This is a genomic window from Streptomyces sp. Isolate_45, assembly GCF_024721315.2.
GTDB lineage: Bacteria > Actinomycetota > Actinomycetes > Streptomycetales > Streptomycetaceae > Streptomyces.
Genome location: NZ_JANFAK020000085.1, coordinates 15,243 through 37,371, shown reverse-complemented (window position 1 = coordinate 37,371; position 22,129 = coordinate 15,243). Strand labels below are relative to the sequence as shown.

Genomic DNA, 22,129 nt, shown 5'->3' with positions numbered 1-22,129 from the left:
GGGGGGGGGGGGGGGGGGGGGGCGGGGGGGGGGGGGGGGGGGGGGGGGGGGGGGGTGGGGGGGGGGGGGTGTGGGGGGGGGGGGGGGGGGGCGCCCCCCCCCCCCCCCCCCCCCCCCCCCCCCCGCCCGCTTTCGCCCTGTTCCGCGCCTGCTCACCCGCCTCCTTCCCCGCCGCCGGAAGCACCGATATGGTCATACGACGGATGCGGGGCGGCGGGGTCCCTTTCGGCAGTCGAACGCCCGTACTTTAGCCCTGGCTTGTCCGGATTTGTCGACGAGCGTGTAACAGGGGTTAGCAAGGCCATGGCCTGAGGGAATCACCGCGTCATGAACCAGAACGCACCCCTCCCCCTCGCCCACCTCACCGCCAGCCGCCCCCGCGTGCTGACCCTCGCCCAGCTCCGCGAGCACGGCGTCAGCGCATCCGACGCCGCCGGGCGGCCCTGGCAACAGTTGCTGCCCGGGGTGTTCCTGCTCCACGCAGGTCCGGCGACCAGCGAGGAGCGACTGCACGCGGCCCTGCTGTACGCCGGCCGCCGGGGCGGCGCCGAGGTCATGATCACCGGGCTGGCGGCCCTCGCGCTGTACCGCTTCGCGTCCGCCCCCGCCCTGCTGGGGCTCTCCCACATCGACGTCCTCGTGGCGAACACCCGGCGACTGCGGTCCACCGGCGACGTCCGGATCATCCGCACGCACACCCCGCCGCGCTCCGTGGAGGTGACCGGGCTGCCCGTGGCCCCGGTGGCCCGGGCCGTGGCCGACGCCGTCTCGCAGCTGTCCGACGCCGCGACCGTACGCCGCCTGCTCAGCGAGGCCGTCCGCGCCGGACACTGCGAGCCGGCCGCCGTCGTACGGGAGTTGACGGTGGCCCGGCTGCTGAACCGGCCGCACGTGGTGGACGCCGTCGAGGCGCTGCTGGCCGAGGGCCGGGCCATCGCGGAGGACCGGCTGTACCAGCTCGTACGGGGCTACGAGCTGCCGGAGCCCGTGTGGAACGTGGACCTGCGGCTCCCCGGGGGCCCGCACCTCGGCGGGGTCGACGCGTACTGGCCGGAGCACGCCGTCGCCATCGAGATCGACACCCGGGCCCCGCGCCAGCACGACGACGAGGACTGGTCGGAGTCCGTCCGCAAGCGCGAGACGCTGGAGCGACTCGGGGTGACCGTGCTGCACCTGACCCCCCGCAAGCTGCGGGACTGGCCCGAACAGCAGGCCGCCGTCGTCCGCACCGCCCTGACGGCCGCCGACGACCGGGAGCCCGCCGCCTACCTGGTGGTGCTCCCCCGGTGAGGCGCCGGCCGCGCGAGCGGCGGATTGGCCGGGGAGTACTCCGGGGCGCTCCAGCGCAGCCGTCCCGGATGCAGGCCCTCCACCACCGACTCCACGGTGAACCGCACGACCCGCGCGCCGTCCGCCCCGAATCCGGTCCGGGCCCGCCCGCTCAGCTGGAGCACTCCGCCGCCCTCCCAGTCGGGCAGGAGCAGCCCGGCCCGCCCGTCGGCCGCGAGGTTCCCCAGCGTCAGGAACATGGCGTTGCCGGGATAGTCCGGCCAGGTCAGCTCGGTCGCCGAGAGCACCTCCACGAAGCCCGGGAACCCTCCCCGGTGGCTGGCGTCGGCCCCGTCCGGCGACGCGGTGGCCACGAAGAAGGTGTCGGCGGCGCGGACCGCCTCCCGCTGGGCCGGGGTGAGCGCCTCCCCGCACCGCACGATCCCGGCCCCCTCGGCCACCACCTCCAGCGGCCGGCGTTTCTGCAGGTACTTCGGGCAGTTCGCGAAGACCCGGTCCGCATCGACCGCGAATCCGCCGGGCACCGGTGCGGTGGTCCCGCCCAGCCGCATCCGGCGCCTCGTCCGCGGGTCGAGGGCGATGGTCCCGACCCGGGTGCCCGCCGCGGCCAGTGCCCCTTCCAGCGGATCGCCCTGCGGCAGCCCGCCGGCCACCACGATCCGGGTGCGCCCGGCGGCCCGTACGAAACCGGGCGGGCCGGTGAGCAGCGAGGCCCACATCCGACCGGCGGCGTCGGCGGCTCCGACGACGAGGTGGGGCTGCTCGGCGAGGAAGGCCGCGGCCACGTCCCTGATGTCCGTGCCGATCGAGCGGCCGACGTGATCGGCCAGGTCGCGCACGCCGACCCGTTCCTGCACGGCCAGCGAACCCCAGTGGTACGCCATGACGGTGCTCCTCTCCTTGCGTCGTGGGGCCTCGGATCCACAGAGGCCTAGAAGAACCCGCAGGTGGGAGCGGATTCCGTCGGGGCCGGAGCCCCTTCCGCGCCCGTGGGTACGGAGATCTCCAGACGGGTGCCGTCGGGGTCGTGGAAGAAGATCCCGCCGGAGGCCGCGCCCTCGGCGTGGGCGACGACGCCCTCGTGGGCGAAGGCGACGCCCAGCCCGCGCAGCCGCTCCTCGTACGCCCGGACCTCCTCGATGCCCCCGGCGGTGAACGCCAGGTGGTGCAGTCCCGCGGCGGTCGGCAGGTAGCTCCCCTCCGCCTGCTGCCAGAGCGTGAGGACGAGCTCGCCGTCCCGGCCGAGGAAGGCGAAGCGACGGCCCTCCTCCTTGCCCTCTCCGAGCAGGGCGAAGTCCAGCGCGTCGCGATAGAAGGCGAGCGAGCGGTCCAGGTCGGTGACGTTCAGGCCGATATGGCCGGTGCGGAGCGTGCCGACGGCGGCGGTGGTGGCGGTGGTCATGGTGGATCCCTTTCCCGAAGACTTCCGAGTTCCGATGCGCACTAACCTTCTACTTCGAGATTAAAGGTTAGAGACCGAGAGGTCAACCAGTCACGTACTCTTGAGGGGTTAGCGACGCGAGGAGGCGGCATGACGGCGCAGGTAACGGACCGGCGTCCGCTGATCGGGGAACCGGTCGCCCTCGACCTGTTGAACACGCGCTGGGTCGCCGACGGCGAACCCTTCGACCTCTTCGCGGGCGCCTTCGGGCTGACCCGCGTCGAAGGGCTCGCGCTCTGGCTGGGGAGCGTCGGCCTGGCCGACCGCTTCCGGGCCGACGCCGCGACCCTGGTCCACCTGCTGACCGCGCGCGAGTCGCTGGCCCGCGCCGTCGCGGACCCGTCCGACGAGGGGGCGCGGGCTCTGGTCGACGCCGTCCTGGAACACGGCCGGATCCGGGCCACCCTGACGCCCGAAGGTCCGGGCGAGCGCGCCGAGTTCGCCGATCCCGCCTGGGGTCCCGCCTGGACCGCCGCCCGGAACTACCTGGACCTGCTGGTCGCCGGGCCGGACCGGATCCGCAAGTGCGCCGCCGAGTCCTGCGTGCTGCACTTCCACGACGTCTCGCGCAACGGCACCCGGCGTTGGTGCTCGATGGCCGCCTGCGGAAACCGCGCCAAGGCCTCGCGCCACTACGCGCGCACGCGCGTGCGCTGAACGATCGGAATCTGTCACACCCGCCGCGAGACGGAAGCCCGCTCGGGCCCTGCCGCGAGCCGGGAAAGTCTATAAATCCACTCGCAGACGCCTGCGAATTGCCCTGACCTGCCCGACCTTGCGCCCTCTGGCGGCTGCTCCGCGTTGGCGAGAGTCCGCCATGTCAGGTCTCGGTCAATGACAACACTCCCCAAACAGCAGTCACTTCGGCAAAGCTGACCGGTCATCCGGCACCGAAATCCGGACCGTATCTTTCACTTAGCCAGGGATGCTGATGACCCTCGACTCCCCCAGCTCCACCAACGGGGCCATACCGGGCACCCGGCGCGTGGCCCGCGTCGCCGCGGCCGCGGGCCTGGTGGCCGCCCTCTGCGCCACCGGCGCCATGCCCGCCTTCGCGGTGGGCACCGCCGACGGTCCGGGGACGGGACCGGCCTCCGCGCCGGTCAAGTCCGCCGACCAGAAGCTCGGTTCGGCGGACGCCGAACTGCTCCAGGAGGCCAAGGCCAAGGGCGACGCCACCGTCACCGTCATGGTCGCGACCGCCCCCGGGAAGACCAAGCAGGTCGCCGACCAGCTGGGCGCCGTCCAGGGCGCCTCGGTGGGCCGGACGTACGACAAGCTCGGTTACGTCCGCGCCACCCTGCCGACCGGCAAGGCCGACGCGGCGCTGAAGGCCGCCGGCAAGCTGGACTCCGTCCACGGCATCGACCTGCGGCACGAGATCCAGCGTCCGGACCCCCGTCCGGACGCCGACCGGGAGACCGGTACGGTCAAGAAGACCGCGGCCGAGACCTACGCGGCGCCGGACAAGAACACCCCGGCGCAGAACCCGTACAACCCGTCCTTCGAGACGGGCTCGGTCGACTTCGTCAAGAACAACCCGCAGGCCGACGGCCGCGGCGTGACGATCGGCATCATGGACTCGGGCGTCGACGTCGGCCACCCGGCCCTGCAGAAGACCACCACCGGCGAGCGCAAGATCGTCGACTGGGTGACCGCGACCGACCCGATCACGGACAACGACGGGACCTGGCGCGCCCAGATCACCCCGGTCACCGCCGCGGGCGGCACCTTCAGTGCCGGTGGTCAGAGCTGGAAGGCCCCGGAGGGCAACTTCCAGTGGAGCCGTTTCTCCGAGTCGATCACCGCCAACGGTGACATGAAGGGCGACGTCAACCGGGACGGGGACACCACCGACCGGTTCGGCCTGCTCTACGACGTCGCCGCCGGCACCGTCCGCGTCGACACCGACCAGGACGGCGACTTCACCAACAACGAGCCGATGAAGCCGTACAAGGACGGCAACCAGGTCGGCTACTTCGGCACGGACAACGCGGCGACCGAGGTCGCCGAGCGCATCCCGTTCGTGATCGAGATCCGCAAGGACGTCCCGATGGACCCGCTGGGCGGTGACTGGGTCGGCAAGAAGGCCGACTTCGTCAACGTCGGCATCATCGAGTCCGAGCACGGCACGCACGTCGCGGGCATCACCGCCGCCAACGGCCTCTTCGGCGGCCGGATGAACGGCCAGGCCCCCGGTGCCAAGCTCGTCTCCTCGCGCGCCTGCTCCTGGTCCGGCGGCTGCACCAACGTCGCGCTGACCGAGGGCATGATCGACCTCGTCGTGAACCGCGGCGTCGACATCGTCAACATGTCGATCGGCGGCCTGCCGGCGCTCAACGACGGCAACAACGCGCGTTCCGAGCTCTACAAGAACCTCATCGACACCTACGGTGTCCAGCTCGTCATCTCGGCGGGCAACGAGGGCCCCGGCGTCAACACGATCGGTGACCCCGGTCTCGCCGACAAGGTCATCTCGGTGGGCGCCGCGGTCTCCAAGGAGACCTGGGCCGCCAACTACGGCTCCGGCGTGAGCAAGAAGTACAACATGTTCCCGTTCTCCTCGCGCGGTCCGCGTGAGGACGGCGGCTTCACGCCGACCATCACCGCCCCCGGCTCGGCCATCAACACCATCCAGACCTGGCTGCCCGGCGCGCCCGTGAAGGAGGCCGGCTACAACCTCCCGGCCGGTTACGGCATGCTCCAGGGCACCTCGATGTCCTCGCCGCAGGCGGCGGGCGCCGGCGCCCTGCTGATCTCGGCCGCGAAGCAGAACAACATCGCGCTGAAGCCGGCGAACCTGCGGGTCGCGCTGACCAGCACCGCCAAGAAGATCGACGACGTCCCGGCGCACGCCCAGGGCGCGGGCCTGCTCGACGTGAACGCCGCGTGGGAGTCCATCCAGCGCGACGCGAAGGCCGAGGAGTTCACGGTCAAGGCCCCGGTCGACACCGCGATCGACCAGTTCCTGAAGACCCCCGGCTTCGGCACCGGCGTCTACGACCGCGAGGGCGGCCTGAAGGTCGGCCAGAAGAAGGTCTACAACGTCGTCGTCACGCGCACCACCGGCGTGAAGTACGGCACCCGGCACAACCTGAGCTGGCGCAACGACGACGGAAGCTTCAAGGTCATCGGCGGCTACGACTACGTCACGCTGCCGCTGAACAAGCCCGTCACCATCAAGGTCGAGGCCAACGTCAAGTCGGCCGGCGTCCACAGCGGCATCCTGCAGCTCGACGACCCGAACACCGAGGGCATCGACAAGCAGGTCCTGGCGACGGTCGTCGCGGCGGCCCCGCTGGCCAAGCCGACCTACACCCTGTCGGACACCTCGTCCGTGCAGCGCAACAGCCACAAGTCGTACTTCGTGACGGTCCCCCCGGGCACCAAGACCCTCGAGGTCGCCCTGGGCGGTCTGAAGCCCGACAGCCAGACCCGCTTCATCTCGATCCACCCGTACGGTCTGGGCGTCGAGGACAGCGCGACGACCCAGTGCTACCCGAACTACGACAACCCGGCGAACACCTGCCGCCCCGACCTGCGCTCGTACGCCGAGCCGACCCCGGGCGTCTGGGAGATCGAGGTCGAGTCGCGCCGTACGTCGCCGCTGCTCGACAACCCGTACAAGCTGGACGTGTCCGTCCTCGGCGCTTCCTTCGACCCCGCGGTCAAGGTCCTTCCCGAGGTCAAGCAGGGCACCCCGGCGCCGGTCCAGTGGACCGTCAAGAACGACGCCGCGGTCATCGCCGGCGGCAAGCTCCAGGGCGGTCCGCTCGGCTCCGCGAAGGTCGCCAAGCCGACCATCGCCGCCGGTGAGACCCAGACCACCGAGGTCACCATCGGCGAGGGCGTCTCCCGCCTCGACGTCGCCATCGGCAAGACGTCCGACACGGGCGCCGACCTGGACCTGGAGGTCTACAAGGACGGCGTCAAGGTCGGCACCGCCGCCGACGGCGACTCCGAGGAGGCCGTGAGCCTGGTCAAGCCGGCCGCGGGCACCTACAGCATCAAGGTGATCGGCTACGCGATCCCGGCCGGCACCACCACGTACGACTACCGCGACGTGTTCTTCTCGGCCGGTCTGGGCTCCGTCCAGGTCGACGAGGCCGCCACGGTGAACCTCGCCTCCGGCGCCTCGGCGCAGGTCTCGGCGAACGTCCTGGTCAACAGCGCGGCCCCCGAGGGCCGTCAGTTCTTCGGCCAGGTCCAGCTGCTCAACGCCCGCGGCACCGCCGCCGGCACCGGCAGCGTCCAGATCGACAAGGTCCTCCCGTAACCCGGTAGGACCGAAAACCGGAGGGGCGGCGCTCGTGACGAGCACCGCCCCTCCGGGCTTTTCCCCCTCCCCCGGCCGCTACTTGCCGAGCGGGCGCAGCGACTCCGCGTAGGTGCCGACCGCGTGCGCGATGACGTCCAGGTTCGTGTCGAAGGCCTTCAGGTCGATGTTCTTCAGGGTGTCCCCGGCCCCGTGGTAGTTCGGGTCGTACGGGGCTCCGGCCGTGCCGCCGTAGCGCTTGGCCTGCTCGGCGGTCTTGATGCCCTCGGCGCCGGTGAAGGTGCCGCCCGCCGGGATGCCGTTGGCGATGAACGGGCCGTAGTCGGAGCGGCCGTCGAAGTCGCTGCCCTCGTGCGGCTTGCCCTTCTTGTCGAGGAAGCCGTTGATCAGCGCCTCGATCTGCGCCGAGCCGGCCGGGCCCGCGCCCGCGCCGACCTTGTCCGAGTCGTCGCCGTCGTAGACGAACTGCGCCGGGTTGGGCGAGGCGATCATGTCGAAGTTCAGGTAGAGGGCGATGTCCTTCTTCTGCCCCTCGGACAGTTGCGCCACGTAGTGCTCGGAGCCCAGCAGGCCCAGCTCCTCCGCCGACCACCAGGCGAAGCGGACCTTGTTCGCGGGCTGCTTGCCCTTGCCCTTCTTGTTCGCGCCCTCGTCGGCGAGCTTCAGCGCCACCTCCAGCAGGCCGGCCGAGCCCGAGCCGTTGTCGTTGATGCCCGGGCCCCCGGGGACCGAGTCCAGGTGGGCGCCGACGGCCACCACCCGGTCGGCGCGGCCGCCCCGGGTCTCGGCGATCACGTTGCGGGTGGTCTTCCTCACGTGCTCCTGGTCCAGGTCCAGGCGCACCTTCACCTCGCCCGCCGCGGCGGCCGCGGCCAGCGCCTCGCCGTCGGCCAGGGTGATGCCCGCACTCGGGATCAGCCCCTCGGCGGGCGAGGAGAACCCGCCGCGGACGGGGGTGGTACCGCTGTGGTTGTAGACGATGACGCCGAGCGCTCCCGCCTCGGCGGCCGCCTTCTGCTTCTCGACGAAGGTGCAGGCGCCCCGCTTGACCAGGGCGATCTTCCCGGCGAAGGCACCGGCCGGATAGTCGTCGGCGGTGCAGCCGGGGCTCTCGTCCACCCGGGCGAGGGCGAGCGGCGCGGTCAGGCCGCCCGCCGGGGTGGACCGGGTGAAGGTGAAGGCGGCGGTGGCCAGCTCGCGGGGGGCGGCGCCGAGGACGGTGGTCCGCTCCGTCCTCGTGTGGGCCTCGTGGATGTCGAAGTCCTGGTAGGAGACCTGGTAGCCGGCCTTCTTCAGGGTGTCGTGGACGTACGCCGCCGACGCGGCGTGGCCCGGGGTGCCCGCGGCGCGGTTGCCGCCGTTGGCGTCGGCGATCTGCTGGAACTTCGCCAGGTGGCGGTGGGCACCGCGGGCGGTGACCTCCTCGACGAGTTCCTTGGCGAGCCGGCCCTCGCGGTGGTCGCGGTCGTGGGCCGCGGCCGGCGCGGCCGCGAACAGCACGGGAGCGGCTACGGCGGCGGCCGCGAGGGCGGCGAGGGCCGGTATGGAGCGGCGGCGGTGGCGGTGGTCCCGCACGGTGGTTCTCCCCGTTCAGACGGTTCGGAAAGTGGGACGGCGTGTCCGGATACCGGGCACGACAGTCCGGACGCTAACCCCCACCGACCAGGCAAAACGGCCGTTCGGGGGCGGTGAAACACGCGCTTCACGCACTCGTCACGGGGGTTCACGCCCAGGACACCGTCCGTCCCTCGGACAATGGATTGGACAAGGCTCGTGGGGTCGAACGCATGATGGCTCCACGCGCGCCCGCGTCGTACATACGTAGAGGAGTCACCGTGAGGGTCGGAATCGTCGGAGCCACCGGACAGGTCGGCGGAGTCATGCGCGGCATCCTGGCCGAGCGGAAGTTCCCGCTGGACGAGCTGCGGCTGTTCGCCTCGGCCCGTTCCGCGGGCTCGACCCTGGAGTGGGAGGGCCAGGAGATCACCATCGAGGACGCCTCCACGGCCGACTACTCCGGCCTGGACATCGTGCTCTTCTCCGCGGGCGGCGCGACCTCCAGGGCCCTCGCCGAGAAGGTCGCCTCCCAGGGCGCCGTCGTGATCGACAACTCCTCGGCCTGGCGCGGTGACCCGGAGGTCCCCCTCGTCGTCTCCGAGGTCAACCCGCACGCGATCAAGAACCGCCCCAAGGGCATCATCGCGAACCCGAACTGCACCACCATGGCCGCGATGCCGGTGCTGCGCCCGCTGCACGACGAGGCCGGCCTCCTCGCCCTGATCGCCACCACCTACCAGGCCGTCTCCGGCTCGGGCCTGGCGGGCGTCGCCGAGCTCAAGGGGCAGGCCTGCGCGGTCACCGAGGCCGCCGACCAGCTGACCTTCGACGGCGGCGCCGTGGACTTCCCGGAGCCGGCCGTCTACAAGCGCCCGATCGCGTACAACGTGGTCCCGCTCGCGGGCAACCTGGTCGACGACGGCTCCTTCGAGACCGACGAGGAGCAGAAGCTCCGCAACGAGTCCCGCAAGATCCTCGAGATCCCGGGGCTCAAGGTCTCCGGCACCTGCGTGCGCGTCCCCGTCTTCTCGGGCCACTCGCTCCAGGTCAACGTCCGCTTCGAGCGCCCCATCGGCGTCGAGCGCGCCTACGAGCTGCTGAAGGACGCCCCCGGCGTCGAGCTGTCCGAGATCCCGACGCCCCTCCAGGCGGCCGGCAAGGACGCCTCGTACGTGGGCCGCATCCGCGTGGACGAGACCGTCGACAACGGCCTCGCGCTGTTCCTGTCGAACGACAACCTGCGCAAGGGCGCGGCACTGAACGCGGTGCAGATCGCGGAGCTCGTGGCCGAGGAACTCCGCCAGGGCTGACCGGTCGCCGGTGCGTGAGGGGCGGGTGCCGTACGGCGCCCGCCCCTCCCCCGTTTCACGGCCGGCGCACCTCGTAGAGGAAGCAGCCGTACTCCACCGCCCGGACGTGCACGAGGGCGACCTCCGGGTCGGCGAAGGCCTCGGCGAGCGCCCGCCCGACGACATCGTCGGGCTCCTCGCCCAGTTCCAGTGCGCGGCCGCCGAGGATCCGGCCGGCCGCGTCGTAGCGCCGGGCGACGCGCAGCGCCCCCGGTGTCCCGAACGGGAGGCCGCCGCCCTCCGGCGGGCCCGCGCAGGGGTCGGCGTGCACGAACACGGGGCCCTGTTCGTCGTACGCCCCCGGGTCCGCCCCGGACCCGGCCGCCCAGCGGCGCAGCGGCGCGTAGGAGACCAGGGCGATGCGCTCGCCGGCCCGGCTGCGGCGCAGGCAGCAGCGCAGCGGGGCGCCGCCCTCCGGGTCCCCGTACGGCAGGCAGGGCCGGCCCGCGTCATCGCGCAGGCGCAGCTCGGCAAGGGCGGCGGGGTCGACGGCGCGGGCGGTGAGGGGTGTGGTGGAGGAGGTCATGGCTGCGATCGTGGCGCGCCCGCGCCCCCGGCGCCGGCCGAAATCGGACCTCGCGTTCGCCCGCGGGATACTCCGGCGCGGTGGCCCGGACCTCGTGGAAGGATGGCGGGGCTACGTCACCATCAAAGGAGATGACCGCGTGCCTGGCACGAATCTCACCCGTGAAGAGGCTCAGCAGCGCGCGGCGCTGCTCACCGTCGACTCGTACGAGGTCGAACTCGACCTCAGCGGTGCGCAGGAGGGCGGTACCTACCCGTCCGTGACCACCGTGCGCTTCCGTTCGGCCGAGGCCGGCGCCGAGACCTTCATCGACCTCGTCGCGCCGGCCGTGCACGAGGTCGTCCTGAACGGCAAGTCACTGGACGTGGCCGCCGTCTTCCGGGACTCCCGGATCGCGCTGAACCACCTCGCCGCCGGGGACAACGAACTGCGCGTCGTCGCCGACTGCGCCTACACGAACACCGGGGAGGGCCTGCACCGCTTCGTCGACCCCGTCGACCAGCAGGCCTACCTCTACACCCAGTTCGAGGTGCCGGACGCGCGACGCGTGTTCGCCAGCTTCGAGCAGCCCGACCTGAAGGCCACGTTCCGGTTCACCGTGACGGCCCCCGAGGGCTGGACGGTCATCTCGAACTCGCCGACGCCCGAACCGAAGGACCGGGTCTGGGCCTTCGAGCCGACCCCGCGCATCTCCTCGTACATCACCGCGCTGATCGTGGGCCCGTACCACGCGGTGCACAGCTCGTACGAGGGCAAGGACGGCCAGTCGGTGCCGCTCGGCATCTACTGCCGTCCCTCGCTCGCCGAGTTCCTCGACGCGGACGAGATCTTCGACGTGACTCGGCAGGGCTTCGACTGGTTCCAGGAGAAGTTCGCCTACGACTACCCGTTCGCGAAGTACGACCAGCTCTTCGTGCCCGAGTTCAACGCGGGCGCCATGGAGAACGCGGGCGCGGTCACCATCCGCGACCAGTACGTCTTCCGCTCGAAGGTGACGGACGCGGCGTACGAGGTGCGCGCCGAGACCATCCTCCACGAGCTCGCCCACATGTGGTTCGGCGACCTCGTCACGATGGAGTGGTGGAACGACCTGTGGCTGAACGAGTCGTTCGCCACCTACACCTCGATCGCCTGCCAGGCGGACGCCGAGGGCTCGAAGTGGCCGCACGCGTGGACCACCTTCGCCAACTCCATGAAGACGTGGGCGTACCGGCAGGACCAGCTGCCGTCCACGCACCCGATCATGGCGGACATCCGTGACCTGGACGACGTCCTGGTCAACTTCGACGGCATCACGTACGCCAAGGGCGCCTCGGTGCTCAAGCAGCTCGTCGCTTACGTCGGCAAGGACGCCTTCTTCAAGGGCGTGCAGGCCTACTTCAAGGCGCACGCCTTCGGCAACACGCGCCTGTCGGACCTGCTGGGCGCCCTGGAGGAGACCTCGGGCCGTGATCTGACGGCCTGGTCGAAGGCGTGGCTGGAGACGGCCGGCATCAACGTCCTGCGGCCGGAGGTCGAGACGGACGCGCAGGGCGTCATCACCGCCTTCGCGATCCGCCAGGAGGCCCCGGCGCTGCCCGCGGGCGCGAAGGGCGAGCCGGTGCTGCGGCCGCACCGCATCGCGGTCGGCCTGTACGACCTGCGCGACGGGGCGCTCGTGCGCACGGAGCGGATCGAGCTGGACATCGACGGCGGCCTCACGGCGGTGCCGGAGCTGGTGGGCCGGGCCCGTCCGGCGGTCGTCCTGCTCAACGACGACGACCTGTCGTACGCGAAGGTCCGCCTGGACGAGGTGTCCCTCGCCAACGTGACCGCCCACCTGGGCGACTTCGCGGAGTCGCTGCCGCGCGCCCTGTGCTGGGCCTCCGCCTGGGACATGACCCGCGACGGCGAGCTCGCGACCCGCGACTACGTGGCGCTGGTGCTGTCGGGCATCGGCAAGGAGTCGGACATCGGCGTCGTGCAGTCGCTGCACCGCCAGGTGAAGCTGGCCGTCGAGCTGTACGCCGACCCGGCGTGGCGCGAGCAGGGCCTGGCCACCTGGACGGAGGCCACGCTGGAACACCTGCGCGGCGCCGAGCCGGGCAGCGACCACCAGCTGGCGTGGGCCCGTGCCTTCGCGGCGACGGCCCGCACCGAGGGGCAGCTGACGTACCTGGCGGCGCTGCTGGACGGTACGGCCGAGATCGAGGGCCTGGTCGTGGACACCGAGCTGCGGTGGGCGTTCCTGGAGCGCCTGGTGGCGACGGGCGTCGTCGGGGAGGCGGCGATCACCGCCGAGCTGGAGCGGGACGCGACGGCCGCGGGCGAGCGCCACGCGGCGACCGCGCGGGCCGCGCGCCCGACCGCGGAGGCGAAGGCCGCCGCGTGGGCCTCGGTGGTGGAGTCCGGCGACCTGCCGAACGCGGTGCAGGAGGCCGTGATCGGCGGCTTCGTCCAGACCGACCAGCGCGAGCTGCTCGCCCCGTACGCGGCGAAGTACTTCGCGGCGGTCAAGGAGGTCTGGGACACCCGCAGCCACGAGATCGCCCAGCAGATCGCGGTGGGCCTCTACCCGTCGCTCCAGGTCTCCCAGGAGACCCTGGACGCGACGGACGCCTGGCTGGCCTCGGCCGAGCCGAACGCTGGCCTGCGCCGTCTGGTGTCGGAGTCCCGGTCGGGCGTCGAGCGCGCCCTGAAGGCCCAGGAGGCCGACGCCGCGGCCGGCGCCGCCGCCATCTGACCCGGCCCCGGACCGGCCCCGGCCCCCGCCCCGATCACCGGGCGGGGGCCGGGTGCGTCCGGTCCGGTTCAGCGCGGCGCGCCCGCGGTCTCGCGGAGGGCCGCGAGGACGCGGGCAACGGCGGGGGCCGACTCGGAGCCCCGGCGCAGCGCGGCGATGACGTGCCGGGCGGGCCGGTCGTGGGCGAGGACCCGTACGGTGACCCCCGAGGCCCGGCCGGTGACCATGCGCGGGACGAGCGCCACGCCCATGCCCGCCTCCACCATGGCCAGGATCGCGGTCCAGCCGGAGGCCGAGTGGGCCTGCTCCGGGACGAACCCGGCGGCTTCGCAGGCGCTGCGGGTGATCTCCGACCAGGGGCCGCTGCCCCCGTAGATCCACCGCTCCCCGGACAGGTCGGCCAGCCGTAGCGCGGGCGCGGCGGTCAGCGGGTGCCCGGGCGGCAGGGCCACGTCGAGGGGGTCCTCCAGCAGCGTGACCCGGCTGAAGCGGGGGTCGCGGGCGCCGGGCGCGTGCGCGGCGAGGGACAGCGCGAGGTCCACGGCCCCGGCGGTCAGCAGCTCGTAGGACTCGGCGGCCTCGGTTTCGCGGACCCGTACCTCCACCCCCGGGTGGGTGCGCCGCAGGGCGGCGACGGCGGGGACGACGAGGACGGGCACGGCGGTGGAGAAGGCCCCGATCCGCACCTCGCCGGCCTCCCCGGACAGGTACCCGGCGAGTTCGGCGTCGGCCCGCTCCAGCTGCGCGAAGACGGCCTCGGTGTGCCGCAGGACCAGGTGGGCGGCGTCGGTGAGCCGTACCCGCCGGCCCTGGGCCTCCAGCAGCGGCACCCCCAACTGCCGGGCGAGGTTGGTCAGCTGCTGCGAAACGGCCGAGGGCGTCATGTGCAGCGCCTCGGCCGTGGCGGTGACGGTGCCCCGGTCGGCGAGGGTCCGCAGGATCCGCAGCTTCTTGATGTCCCACTCGGTCATGGGACCGAACCTACCGGCGGGCACCCAGTCCCACGCCGCCCAGGATCAGCGCCATGCACAGCAGTTGCGCGGGGCCGGTGTGTTCCCCGAGGAGGAGGAAGCCGAGTCCGGCGACGCACACGGGCTGGAGGTAGTAGACGACGCCCGCCCGGGCCGCGCCGATCACGGAGACGGCCTTGTTCCAGGCGAAGAAGGCGACGGCCGAGGAGAAGACGCCGACGTACAGCAGTTGTCCGGCCGAGCCGGGGGTTACCTCGAAGCCGCCCTGGACGGCGAGCGAGACGGCGTAGGCGGGGGCCAGCATCAGCGCGCCGAGGACGAAGGTGGCGAACAGGAAGGCGAGTTGACCGATCTCGGCGGGCTTGCGCTTGAGCAGGGCGCTGTAGGTGGCGAACGACAGGGCCGCGCCGAACATCCACAGGTCTCCGGCACCGAGGTCGAGGCCGATCGAGCCGTCTCCGACGAGCAGCAGGACGCCGAAGGCGGCGAGCAGCAGCCCGAAGGTGCGCCGGGCGCCGAGCCGTTCGCCGCCGAGGCGGGAGTAGACGGCCATGATGACGGGCGAGGCCGCCATGATCATGCCCATGTTGGAGGCGGAGGTGGTCAGTCCGGCCTGGTGGACGAGGGTGTTGTAGAGGGTGACGCCGAAGAGGGTGGCGAGGCTGACGTAGCCGAGGTGCCGGCGCAGCAGGGCCCGTTGCCGCCAGGCCTGCCGGGCGGCGAACGGGGCGACCGCGACGGCGGCGATGATCCACCGCCAGAAGACGGCCTGGACGGGCGGGACGCTGTCGGCCATGCCCCGGGTGGCGACGAAGCTGCCGGACCAGACGACCGTGGCGACCAGGGCGAGGAGGAGGCCGATGCCGGCGGCGGCGCCCTTGCCGCCCCGGGCGGCGGGCTGCCGCGGTGCCTGCCGGGCCTGCGCCCGCGGGGCCCGCTCGGCCTCGTTCGCCTGCTCCTGCGCCTGCGGGCCGGTGCGGACCTCGTCCTTGACGGTCACGTGGTGTCTCCCCCTCGGGGTCTGGGTCGGTATGTCGTGGGACCTACCGTCGCACCTCCGCATTGCTCAGGTCCATCGAAACATTTTGATCGATACCTTCAGCAGAACTGAACGTTTTCTGCGGGGCCCGGGGCGTCCGCGCGGGAAGCTGTCCGATGACGGTGGCGCCGAAGGCGATGGCCATGCCGGCCAGCTGGACGGGCGACAGGGCCTGGCCGAGCGCCGCCCAGCCGATGACGGCCGCGGTGAGCGGGGACAGCGGGCCGAGCAGGGTGACGGACGTGGCGCTGAGCCGGCCGATGCCGCGGAACCACAGCCAGTAGGCGATGCCGGTGTTGATCAGCATCATGTAGCCGTAACCGAGGAAGGCCTTGCCGTCGAGGGCGGGCGGCGCCCCCTCGATCAGGACGGCGAGCGGGATGATGACCAGCCCGCCCGCGGTGAGCTGCCAGCCGGTCATGGCCAGCGGGCCCACACCCTCGGGCCGCCCCCAGCGCTTGGTCATCACGGTGCCGGCGCCCATGGAGGCGGAGGAGACCACACCCGCGATGACGCCGATGAGGTCGAGCTCCGCCTCGGCGGTCAGCACCACCATGCTCACGCCGAACGCGGCGGCGACGGCGGCGAGGACGGTGCGCAGCCGGGCCCGCTCGCCGAGCAGCAGGGCGGCGAGTCCGACGACGAACAGCGGCCCCGCGGAGCCCAGTACGGCGGCGACGCCACCGGGCAGCCGGTAGGCGGAGAGGAAGAGCAGGGGGAAGAAGGCGCCGATGTTGAGCGTGCCGAGGACGGCGGACTTCCACCACCACTCGCCCTTGGGCAGGGTCCGGGAGAGGGCGATGAGGAGCAGTCCGGCGGGCAGGGCCCGCATGGCTCCGGTGAACAGGGGTCGGTCGGGGGGCAGGAGTTCGCTGGCGACGAAGTACGTCGAACCCCAGGAGATGGGGGCCAGGGCGGTCAGCAGGGTGGTGGTCAGGCGGTTCACGGGGACTCCTCGGGCGGATGAGGAACGTGGGATCGGACCGGGCGGTGACGGGCTCAGACGGCGACGGCGACGGCCGGGACGGGCGCGGTGACGGGCGCCGGCGGGGTGGCGTGCACGGCTTCCGCCGGCAGGTGCCGCTCCAGCAGGACCAGCGCCGCCGCGGCGCCGAGGGCGGCGACGGCGAGGACGGCCCAGGGCAACCGGCCGTCGACCGCGAGCAGGACGGTGAACAGGGACGGGGCGAGCGCCGTGGCCAGCGCGTACGACAGCTGGTAGGTGGCCAGGTAGCGGCCGCGGACGGCCTCGGGGGCGGCCGAGACGGACAGGGCGCCGCCCGAGGGGCTGTGCACCAGCTCGCCGAGGGTGTAGACGACGACGATGGCCAACAGGGCGACCATGGTGACGGTCTGTCCGGGGCGCAGGGTGCCGAGCACGATCTGGGCGACGAAGGCGGCGGCGAAGAGCAGCGCCCCGAGGGCGGCGGACCGGGTGCGGCGGGCTCCGGAGCGTCGTACCCGACCGGCGACCAGGACGCCGATCCCGGCGCACAGGGCGGTGTTGACGGTGAAGGCGGCTCCGGTGAGGGAGTCGGGCCCGCGCAGCCAGGTGGAGATGTAGAGGGGGAAGAGGACCGACAGGGCCGCGTAGCCCAGCGCGGTGAGGAAGTTGGCGGCGGTCAGCCCGAGGAAGGGGCGGTCCCGCAGCACCGTCCGGTACCCGACGGCCGGGCGATCCGCGGAGCCGGTCGCCTCGGCGTCGCGCACGGGCCGGACCCGGGAGACGAGCGCTCCGGCGAGGGCGAAGGCCAGGGCGTTGCCCCAGGCGGTGTACTGGAATCCGCCGGTCCCCCAGAGCGCGAGCGCCCCGGAGACCAGTAGGGCGCCGGCGCCCATGCCCGCGTTCTGCAGGGCCCGCACGGAGGCCTGGAGGCGGTCGCGGGCGCCGCCGCGGGCCACCTCCCCGATGAGGGACTGCTGGACGACGGGGAAGGAGCGGTCGGCGAGTGCGGTCACCAGCGCGACGGCCGCGAAGGCGGGCAGCGATTCCGCGAAGGGGTAGAGGGCGAAGCCGAGCGCCCGGACCGCGTGGAGCGCCAGGTTGACCTCGCGGGCTCCGAACCGGTCCACGGCGGATCCGGCCAGTGGCATGAAGGCCAGCCCGGTCAGGCCGGTGACGGTGAGCACCAACCCGACGAGGGTGAAGGAGAGGCCGGTGACGTGGTGGAAGAACACGAGGGAGAACGGGATGTACATCCCGATGCCGACCGCGCTGATGCCGACACCCGTGAGGAGGGAACGTTCTCCCTCCACCCTGGTTTCCGCGGTCCCCCGGAACACCTTCATCACGCCTTCTCCCCCAAGTAGGTCACTTGAAAGTAGCTTAGCACTAAGCCACTTTCCGTCAAGCAACTTTCTTGCGAACGAGGAAGCGGAACCCGGATACTGCGTTCATGACCGAGGCCAACAAGGACGCCGTCGACGCCATCGCCGCCCAGTGGTACGCGGTACGCCCGGATCTGGACACGGCCCCCATGGCCGTCTTCGGGCGGATGTACCGGATCACCAAGGCCATGGGCGACGCGATGGAACGGACCTACAACCGCTACGGGATCTCCCGCGGGGAGTTCGACGTCGTCGCGACGCTGCGCCGCTCCGGCGCCCCGTACACGCTCTCGCCGCGCCAGCTGTCGGCCACGCTGATGCTGACGACGGGCGGGATGACCGGACGTCTGGACAAGCTGGAGAAGGCCGGGCTGCTCGGCCGCAGCCCCGACCCGCACGACCGGCGCGGGCTCCAGGTGACGATCAGCGACCGCGGGCTCGCCCTGATCGACGAGGCGGTCACCGCCGGCCTGGAGGTCCAGCGCGCCGCCCTGGCCGGCCTCGACGGCGAAGAGGTCGAGCAGCTGACCGTCCTGCTGCGCAAGCTCATGGCCGACGTGTCGTAGACACGACGGGGCGCCGGAGGTCGCGCCGCGACCGTCCTACGACGGCCGCGCGGACCTCCGGCGCCCCGGAAGCATGAAGATGGGTACGGCCCGGTCGGTCAGGCCTGGGTCTTGCGCGACTTGTCGCCGACCATCACCAGACCCGCGATGACCAGGAACAGCACGATCGGCGCGGCCACGAACAGGCCGAGCGTCTCGGCGATGCTCAGCTTGGGGCCCGGGTCGTCACCGTCGTCGGGGGTCAGCGCGAGGGCGGGAGACGTCATCAGCAGCATCATCAGCGTCGTTCCGGCCGTGATGGCGCCGGCGCGCAGAGCGTTCTTCTTGTCCACGGTGCAAACGTAGCGAACACCTAGAGCGGCCGCGCGCCCGGGGGTGCCGTACGGGTCCCCGCCCCCTGCCGCACCGCGCTCAGCAGGGCGTTCGCCCGGGGCGAGGCCGCCAGTTCCTCCAGGGTCAGCGGCCGGCCCGACGCGTCGGCGACCGGCAGTCTCCAGTTGGGGTACTGGTCCCAGGTGCCCGGGAGGTTCTGCGGCCGCCGGTCCCCCACCGCGTCCGGCAGCCACACGCCGACCAGCCGGGCGGGCGTGCGCAGCAGGAAGGCGTACAGGGAGCGGACGGCCGCCTCCTCGTTCCCGGTCTCCAGGCCGAGCCGCTCCAGTACCTCCAGCCACCGGGCGGTGTCGGCGGCGTCCTCGTCCTTCTCCACCTCCAACGGACGGGTCAGCAGGCCGAGCCGGTCCCGCAGTTCGACGTGCTCCCCGGCCAGCTTGGCGGCGGTGGGCGGCAGGTCGTGGGTCGTGACGCCGGCCAGGCAGTCGGCCCGCCACTCCTCGGGCTCCAGCGGCTCCCCGTCGCCCTCCCAGTCCCGTTCGAACCACAGCACGGAGGTGCCGAGGATCCCGCGCCGGGCCAGCGCCCGGCGCACGCGCGGCTCCACCGTGCCGAGGTCCTCCCCGACCACCAGGGCCCCCGCCCGGTGGGCCTCCAACACCAGGACGGCGAGCATCGCCTCGCCGTCGTAGGAGACGTACGTGCCTTCGGCCGGTGGGGCCCCCGCCGGAATCCACCACAGCCGGAACAGCCCCATGACGTGGTCGATGCGGACGGCCCCCGCGTACCGGAACAGCCCGCGCAGCAGGGCCCGGAAGGGGGCGTACGCGGTGCCCTCCAGGGCGTCCGGCCGCCACGGCGGCAACCCCCAGTCCTGGCCCCGCGCGTTGAAGGCGTCCGGCGGGGCGCCCACGCTGATGTGCCGGGCGTGGAAGGGGCCCGTACGGGCGTCCGAGCCCTCGGGGTGCACGCCGACGGCCAGGTCGTGCACGATGCCGACCGTCATCCCGGCCTCCCGCGCGGCCCGCTGGGCGGCGGTCAGCTGGGTGTCCGTCAGCCAGACCAGCCAGCGGTGGAAGTCGGTGCGCTCCCCGGGGTCCTCCCCGGCCGCGGCGGCGCACCAGGCGGCGTGCACGTCGAGGTGGGCGCCCTGCTCCGCACGGAACTCGCCGTAGCCCGCCTCCCGGGCGGGACTGCGCGGGACGGCGTACAGCAGTTCCAGGGCCTCGCGCTTGAGGGCCCAGACGGCGTCCCGGTCGATCAGGGCCCCCTTCTCCAGCACCTCCCGGCGCAGCTCCGCGCCGCGGGCGGCGAGTTCGGCGAGGGCGCCGCGGTCCGGGCTGTCGGCGTACTCGGGGACGTCCTCGATCCGCAGGTGCACCGGGTCGGGGAAGCGGCGCGAGGAGGGCCGGTAGGGGGACGGGTCGGTCGGGGTGCCGGGGACGGCCGCGTGCAACGGGTTGACCTGGACGAAGTCGACGCCGTGGGTGCGGGCGGCCCAGCGGGCGAGTTCCGTCAGGTCGCCGAGGTCGCCCATGCCCCAGGAGCGCTCCGAGAGCAGGGAGTACAGCTGGACGAGCAGCCCGTGGGCCCGGGCCGGCGCGGCCGGTGCCCGCTCCGGGGCGACGATCAGGGTGGCACCGGCCGTGTGCCCGTCGGGCAGTTCGACGGTCAGGCGGTGCACCCCGAGGGGCGGTTCCGCGGGCTGCCCGGAGACGAGCCCCCGGGGTGGCTGCCCGCCGCCCGCCTCCCACACGAGGGGTTCGGGCCCCTCCTCCGGGTCCACCCGGATCCGGGTGCCGGCGGGCAGCTCGGTCAGCGGCGCGGGGGCGGGCTCGCCCTGCCAGAGCACCACCGTGGGGGGCAGCGCCCGCCCGGCCCGCTCCCGTTCGTCCTCGTCCGCCATCGCCCGGACGTCCTGCGGGGTGTCCACGGGTACCCCGATCCGACCGAGCACGGCCCTGACGGTGTCCCGGGGCACGGGGACGGTGACGTCCTCGGCCGGCTGGTAGGTGGTGGCGACGCCGTGCAGGGCCGCGAGCCGGTCGAGGTCGTCCATCGGTGTCCCTGTCTAGTAGCCCGCGACGATTGCGGCGGGGAGGTTCGGCTCGCTGGTCAGCGGGACCTCTTCCATGAGCGGGGATTCGCTGGTCAGCAGCGTGTACGCGGATCCGGCCGGCGGGGGCTCACTGGTGAGGGGCGTGTCCTCCGGCCAGCTCGGGGCGGGCAGGTGGGCGAGCGGTGCCTTGCGTTTCGGGGTGGTCGGGTCGGAGGGTTTGGAGTCGGCCGGGCCCGCGGGGGCGGGGACGGTCGGGGCGGGGGCGGCGGGGCCGGCTGCGGGCCGGGGGGAGTGGGCGGGGCGCGGAGGGCGGGTGGGGAGAACGATGGTCGCGGTACGGGCGTTCACAGGAGCACTCCTTTGCGCGGGATCGTCGGACCCGCCCATGCAACACCCCGGCGAACAACGCAGCCATACCCAGTCGGCGGCCCCGCATTCCTGGCGGATCCAGGTCAGATCACCCCATGATCATGGCCGCCCGAGCCGCACGGGCGACCGGGCGGGACCCGTCGGTACGAGCGGGGGCGGCCCGGGAGGGGGAGGCTCTGCGCAGCTCAGGGGCGGGAGTCGGAGCCCGGCCGCGGCGGTCGGGGTGACCCGGTCACCGGCGGGCGGCAGGGTGACGTCCGGCCTTCGGGGGGCCTTCGCGCCGACGGGTGCGCCTACCCCCGAACGGCCCTGTCGCCGGGTCGCGGCCGCCGGTTTCGATCGGCTCTCCGGTACTTCCCGAGACCGTGTCGAGGGTCCGGTCCGGGCCACCGCACGCCCCGGCCGCGGTGGCTCGGGGTCGGTCGGGGGACCCGCGGGCACCCTCGTCGCCGCCGGCCCCGGACATGACCGGAGGCGGCGGCGACGGGTGTCGGCGGGAGACGGACGCCCGGTGCGGGCGGGCGGACGGGAGCGGGCGGCAGGGCGACCGGCGGAGGCGGGCGGCCGGCCCTACGACGCCGCGGCTCCGATGCGTTCCAGCGCGTCGTCGGCGCCGTAGGGCTGGAGGTAGGGCATCCACCGGGGGTCCCGGTGGCCCGTCCCGATGATCCGCCAGGCCAGACCGGACGGCGGGGCGGGCTGGTGGCGCAGCCGCCAGCCGAGCTCCAGGAGGTGCCGGTCGGCCTTGACGTGGTTGCAGCGGCGGCAGGCGGCGACGACGTTGTCCCACGCGTGCCGGCCGCCCCGACTGCGCGGGATGACGTGGTCGACGCTCGTGGCGACGGCCCCGCAGTACATGCAGCGGCCGCCGTCGCGGGCGAAGAGCGCGCGCCGGGTGAGCGGAACGGGCCCCCGGTAGGGGACCCGAACGAATCGCTTGAGCCGGACCACGCTGGGCGCGGGGACGGCTCTCGTCGCGCTGTGCAGAAAGGCGCCCGATTCTTCCAGGGAGACCGCTTTGTTCTCCAGGACGAGGACGAGGGCGCGTCGGAGCGGTACGACGCCGAGCGGCTCGTACGACGCGTTGAGGACCAGGACGTGCGGCACGGACTGCCTCCTTGTACGCCGGCGGCGCGTGGCTCGCGCCGGGACGATCTGCTCTCCAGTCTCCCCTTACGGCTGGTCGAAGCGCCACCACGCGCCCGTAACGGGTCCGAGGTGTTTTCAACCACACCGCCTTCATCCCCAGGTGAGTCCGGTCTCTCCCTCGAACACGGCAACGAGGTCGGCCCCGTGCCCCGTT

The 22,129-nt window shown here is 72.9% G+C and carries 18 protein-coding genes; 6 read left to right on the top strand and 12 right to left on the bottom strand.

Going from position 1 to position 22,129, the window contains the following annotated elements; all coding sequences use genetic code 11:
* Window positions 1-327 precede the first annotated feature (327 nt).
* Complete coding sequence (locus tag NOD94_RS25120; protein WP_281208364.1) at window positions 328-1,290, top strand: hypothetical protein; 963 nt, start codon at window positions 328-330, stop codon at window positions 1,288-1,290.
* Here the strand turns inward: NOD94_RS25120 and NOD94_RS25115 are convergent.
* Window positions 1,266-2,174 (bottom strand): pyridoxamine 5'-phosphate oxidase family protein, encoded by a 909-nt coding sequence (locus tag NOD94_RS25115; protein WP_281208363.1) that lies wholly within the window; start codon window positions 2,172-2,174, stop codon window positions 1,266-1,268. The two genes, NOD94_RS25120 and NOD94_RS25115, sit on opposite strands and share 25 nt — an antisense overlap.
* 47 nt (window positions 2,175-2,221) lie before the next feature.
* The gene (locus tag NOD94_RS25110) at window positions 2,222-2,692 is read right to left on the bottom strand and encodes a VOC family protein (protein ID WP_281208362.1); all 471 of its coding nucleotides are present in this window, start codon (window positions 2,690-2,692) and stop codon (window positions 2,222-2,224) included.
* Between the two features lie 129 nt (window positions 2,693-2,821).
* Here NOD94_RS25110 and NOD94_RS25105 point away from each other — a divergent pair, with 129 nt between their 5' ends.
* Both NOD94_RS25105 and NOD94_RS25100 read left to right on the top strand, forming a co-directional pair.
* Entirely contained in the window at window positions 2,822-3,388 is a 567-nt protein-coding gene (locus NOD94_RS25105; RefSeq protein WP_281208361.1) for a CGNR zinc finger domain-containing protein, read from the top strand.
* A 274-nt stretch (window positions 3,389-3,662) separates the two neighbouring features.
* Complete coding sequence (locus NOD94_RS25100; RefSeq protein ID WP_281208360.1) at window positions 3,663-7,007, top strand: S8 family serine peptidase; 3,345 nt, start codon at window positions 3,663-3,665, stop codon at window positions 7,005-7,007.
* A 78-nt stretch (window positions 7,008-7,085) separates the two neighbouring features.
* On the opposite strand, the gene NOD94_RS25095 is transcribed toward NOD94_RS25100, so the two are convergent.
* A complete protein-coding gene (locus NOD94_RS25095; protein ID WP_281208359.1) occupies window positions 7,086-8,582 on the bottom strand; it encodes a M28 family metallopeptidase in 1,497 nt (498 codons plus the stop codon).
* 260 nt (window positions 8,583-8,842) lie between these two features.
* Between NOD94_RS25095 and NOD94_RS25090 the strand changes: the two genes are divergently transcribed.
* Entirely contained in the window at window positions 8,843-9,874 is a 1,032-nt protein-coding gene (locus tag NOD94_RS25090) for an aspartate-semialdehyde dehydrogenase (protein ID WP_281208358.1), read from the top strand.
* Between the two features lie 55 nt (window positions 9,875-9,929).
* Here NOD94_RS25090 and NOD94_RS25085 read toward each other — a convergent pair whose 3' ends face one another.
* A complete protein-coding gene (locus NOD94_RS25085) occupies window positions 9,930-10,439 on the bottom strand; it encodes a DUF1203 domain-containing protein (RefSeq protein ID WP_281208357.1) in 510 nt (169 codons plus the stop codon).
* 139 nt (window positions 10,440-10,578) lie between these two features.
* Between NOD94_RS25085 and pepN the strand changes: the two genes are divergently transcribed.
* Window positions 10,579-13,161: an aminopeptidase N gene (gene pepN, locus NOD94_RS25080; RefSeq protein WP_281208356.1), complete on the top strand. Its 2,583-nt coding sequence runs from the start codon at window positions 10,579-10,581 to the stop codon at window positions 13,159-13,161.
* Between the two features lie 68 nt (window positions 13,162-13,229).
* Here the strand turns inward: pepN and NOD94_RS25075 are convergent, their stop codons facing one another.
* The 4 genes from NOD94_RS25075 to NOD94_RS25060 all read right to left on the bottom strand — a co-directional run bounded on the left by NOD94_RS25075 (window position 13,230) and on the right by NOD94_RS25060 (window position 17,427).
* A complete protein-coding gene (locus NOD94_RS25075; protein ID WP_281208355.1) occupies window positions 13,230-14,132 on the bottom strand; it encodes a LysR family transcriptional regulator in 903 nt (300 codons plus the stop codon).
* A 10-nt stretch (window positions 14,133-14,142) separates the two neighbouring features.
* Window positions 14,143-14,994 (bottom strand): DMT family transporter, encoded by an 852-nt coding sequence (locus NOD94_RS25070; RefSeq protein ID WP_281208366.1) that lies wholly within the window; start codon window positions 14,992-14,994, stop codon window positions 14,143-14,145.
* A gap of 181 nt (window positions 14,995-15,175) precedes the next feature.
* Complete coding sequence (locus NOD94_RS25065; protein WP_281208354.1) at window positions 15,176-16,117, bottom strand: EamA family transporter; 942 nt, start codon at window positions 16,115-16,117, stop codon at window positions 15,176-15,178.
* Window positions 16,118-16,170: 53 nt separating this feature from the next.
* Entirely contained in the window at window positions 16,171-17,427 is a 1,257-nt protein-coding gene (locus NOD94_RS25060; RefSeq protein WP_281208353.1) for an MFS transporter, read from the bottom strand.
* 140 nt (window positions 17,428-17,567) lie between these two features.
* Between NOD94_RS25060 and NOD94_RS25055 the strand changes: the two genes are divergently transcribed.
* Window positions 17,568-18,065 (top strand): MarR family transcriptional regulator, encoded by a 498-nt coding sequence (locus NOD94_RS25055; protein WP_281208352.1) that lies wholly within the window; start codon window positions 17,568-17,570, stop codon window positions 18,063-18,065.
* Window positions 18,066-18,163: 98 nt separating this feature from the next.
* Here NOD94_RS25055 and NOD94_RS25050 read toward each other — a convergent pair whose 3' ends face one another.
* The 4 genes from NOD94_RS25050 to NOD94_RS25035 all read right to left on the bottom strand — a co-directional run bounded on the left by NOD94_RS25050 (window position 18,164) and on the right by NOD94_RS25035 (window position 21,933).
* The gene (locus tag NOD94_RS25050; RefSeq protein ID WP_281208351.1) at window positions 18,164-18,397 is read right to left on the bottom strand and encodes a hypothetical protein; all 234 of its coding nucleotides are present in this window, start codon (window positions 18,395-18,397) and stop codon (window positions 18,164-18,166) included.
* A 20-nt stretch (window positions 18,398-18,417) separates the two neighbouring features.
* Complete coding sequence (locus tag NOD94_RS25045; protein WP_281208350.1) at window positions 18,418-20,457, bottom strand: 4-alpha-glucanotransferase; 2,040 nt, start codon at window positions 20,455-20,457, stop codon at window positions 18,418-18,420.
* A 12-nt stretch (window positions 20,458-20,469) separates the two neighbouring features.
* Window positions 20,470-20,805: a hypothetical protein gene (locus tag NOD94_RS25040; protein WP_281208349.1), complete on the bottom strand. Its 336-nt coding sequence runs from the start codon at window positions 20,803-20,805 to the stop codon at window positions 20,470-20,472.
* A gap of 591 nt (window positions 20,806-21,396) precedes the next feature.
* Window positions 21,397-21,933, bottom strand: coding sequence for an HNH endonuclease (locus NOD94_RS25035; protein WP_281208348.1), 537 nt, complete (start codon window positions 21,931-21,933; stop codon window positions 21,397-21,399).
* Window positions 21,934-22,129: the final 196 nt, after the last annotated feature.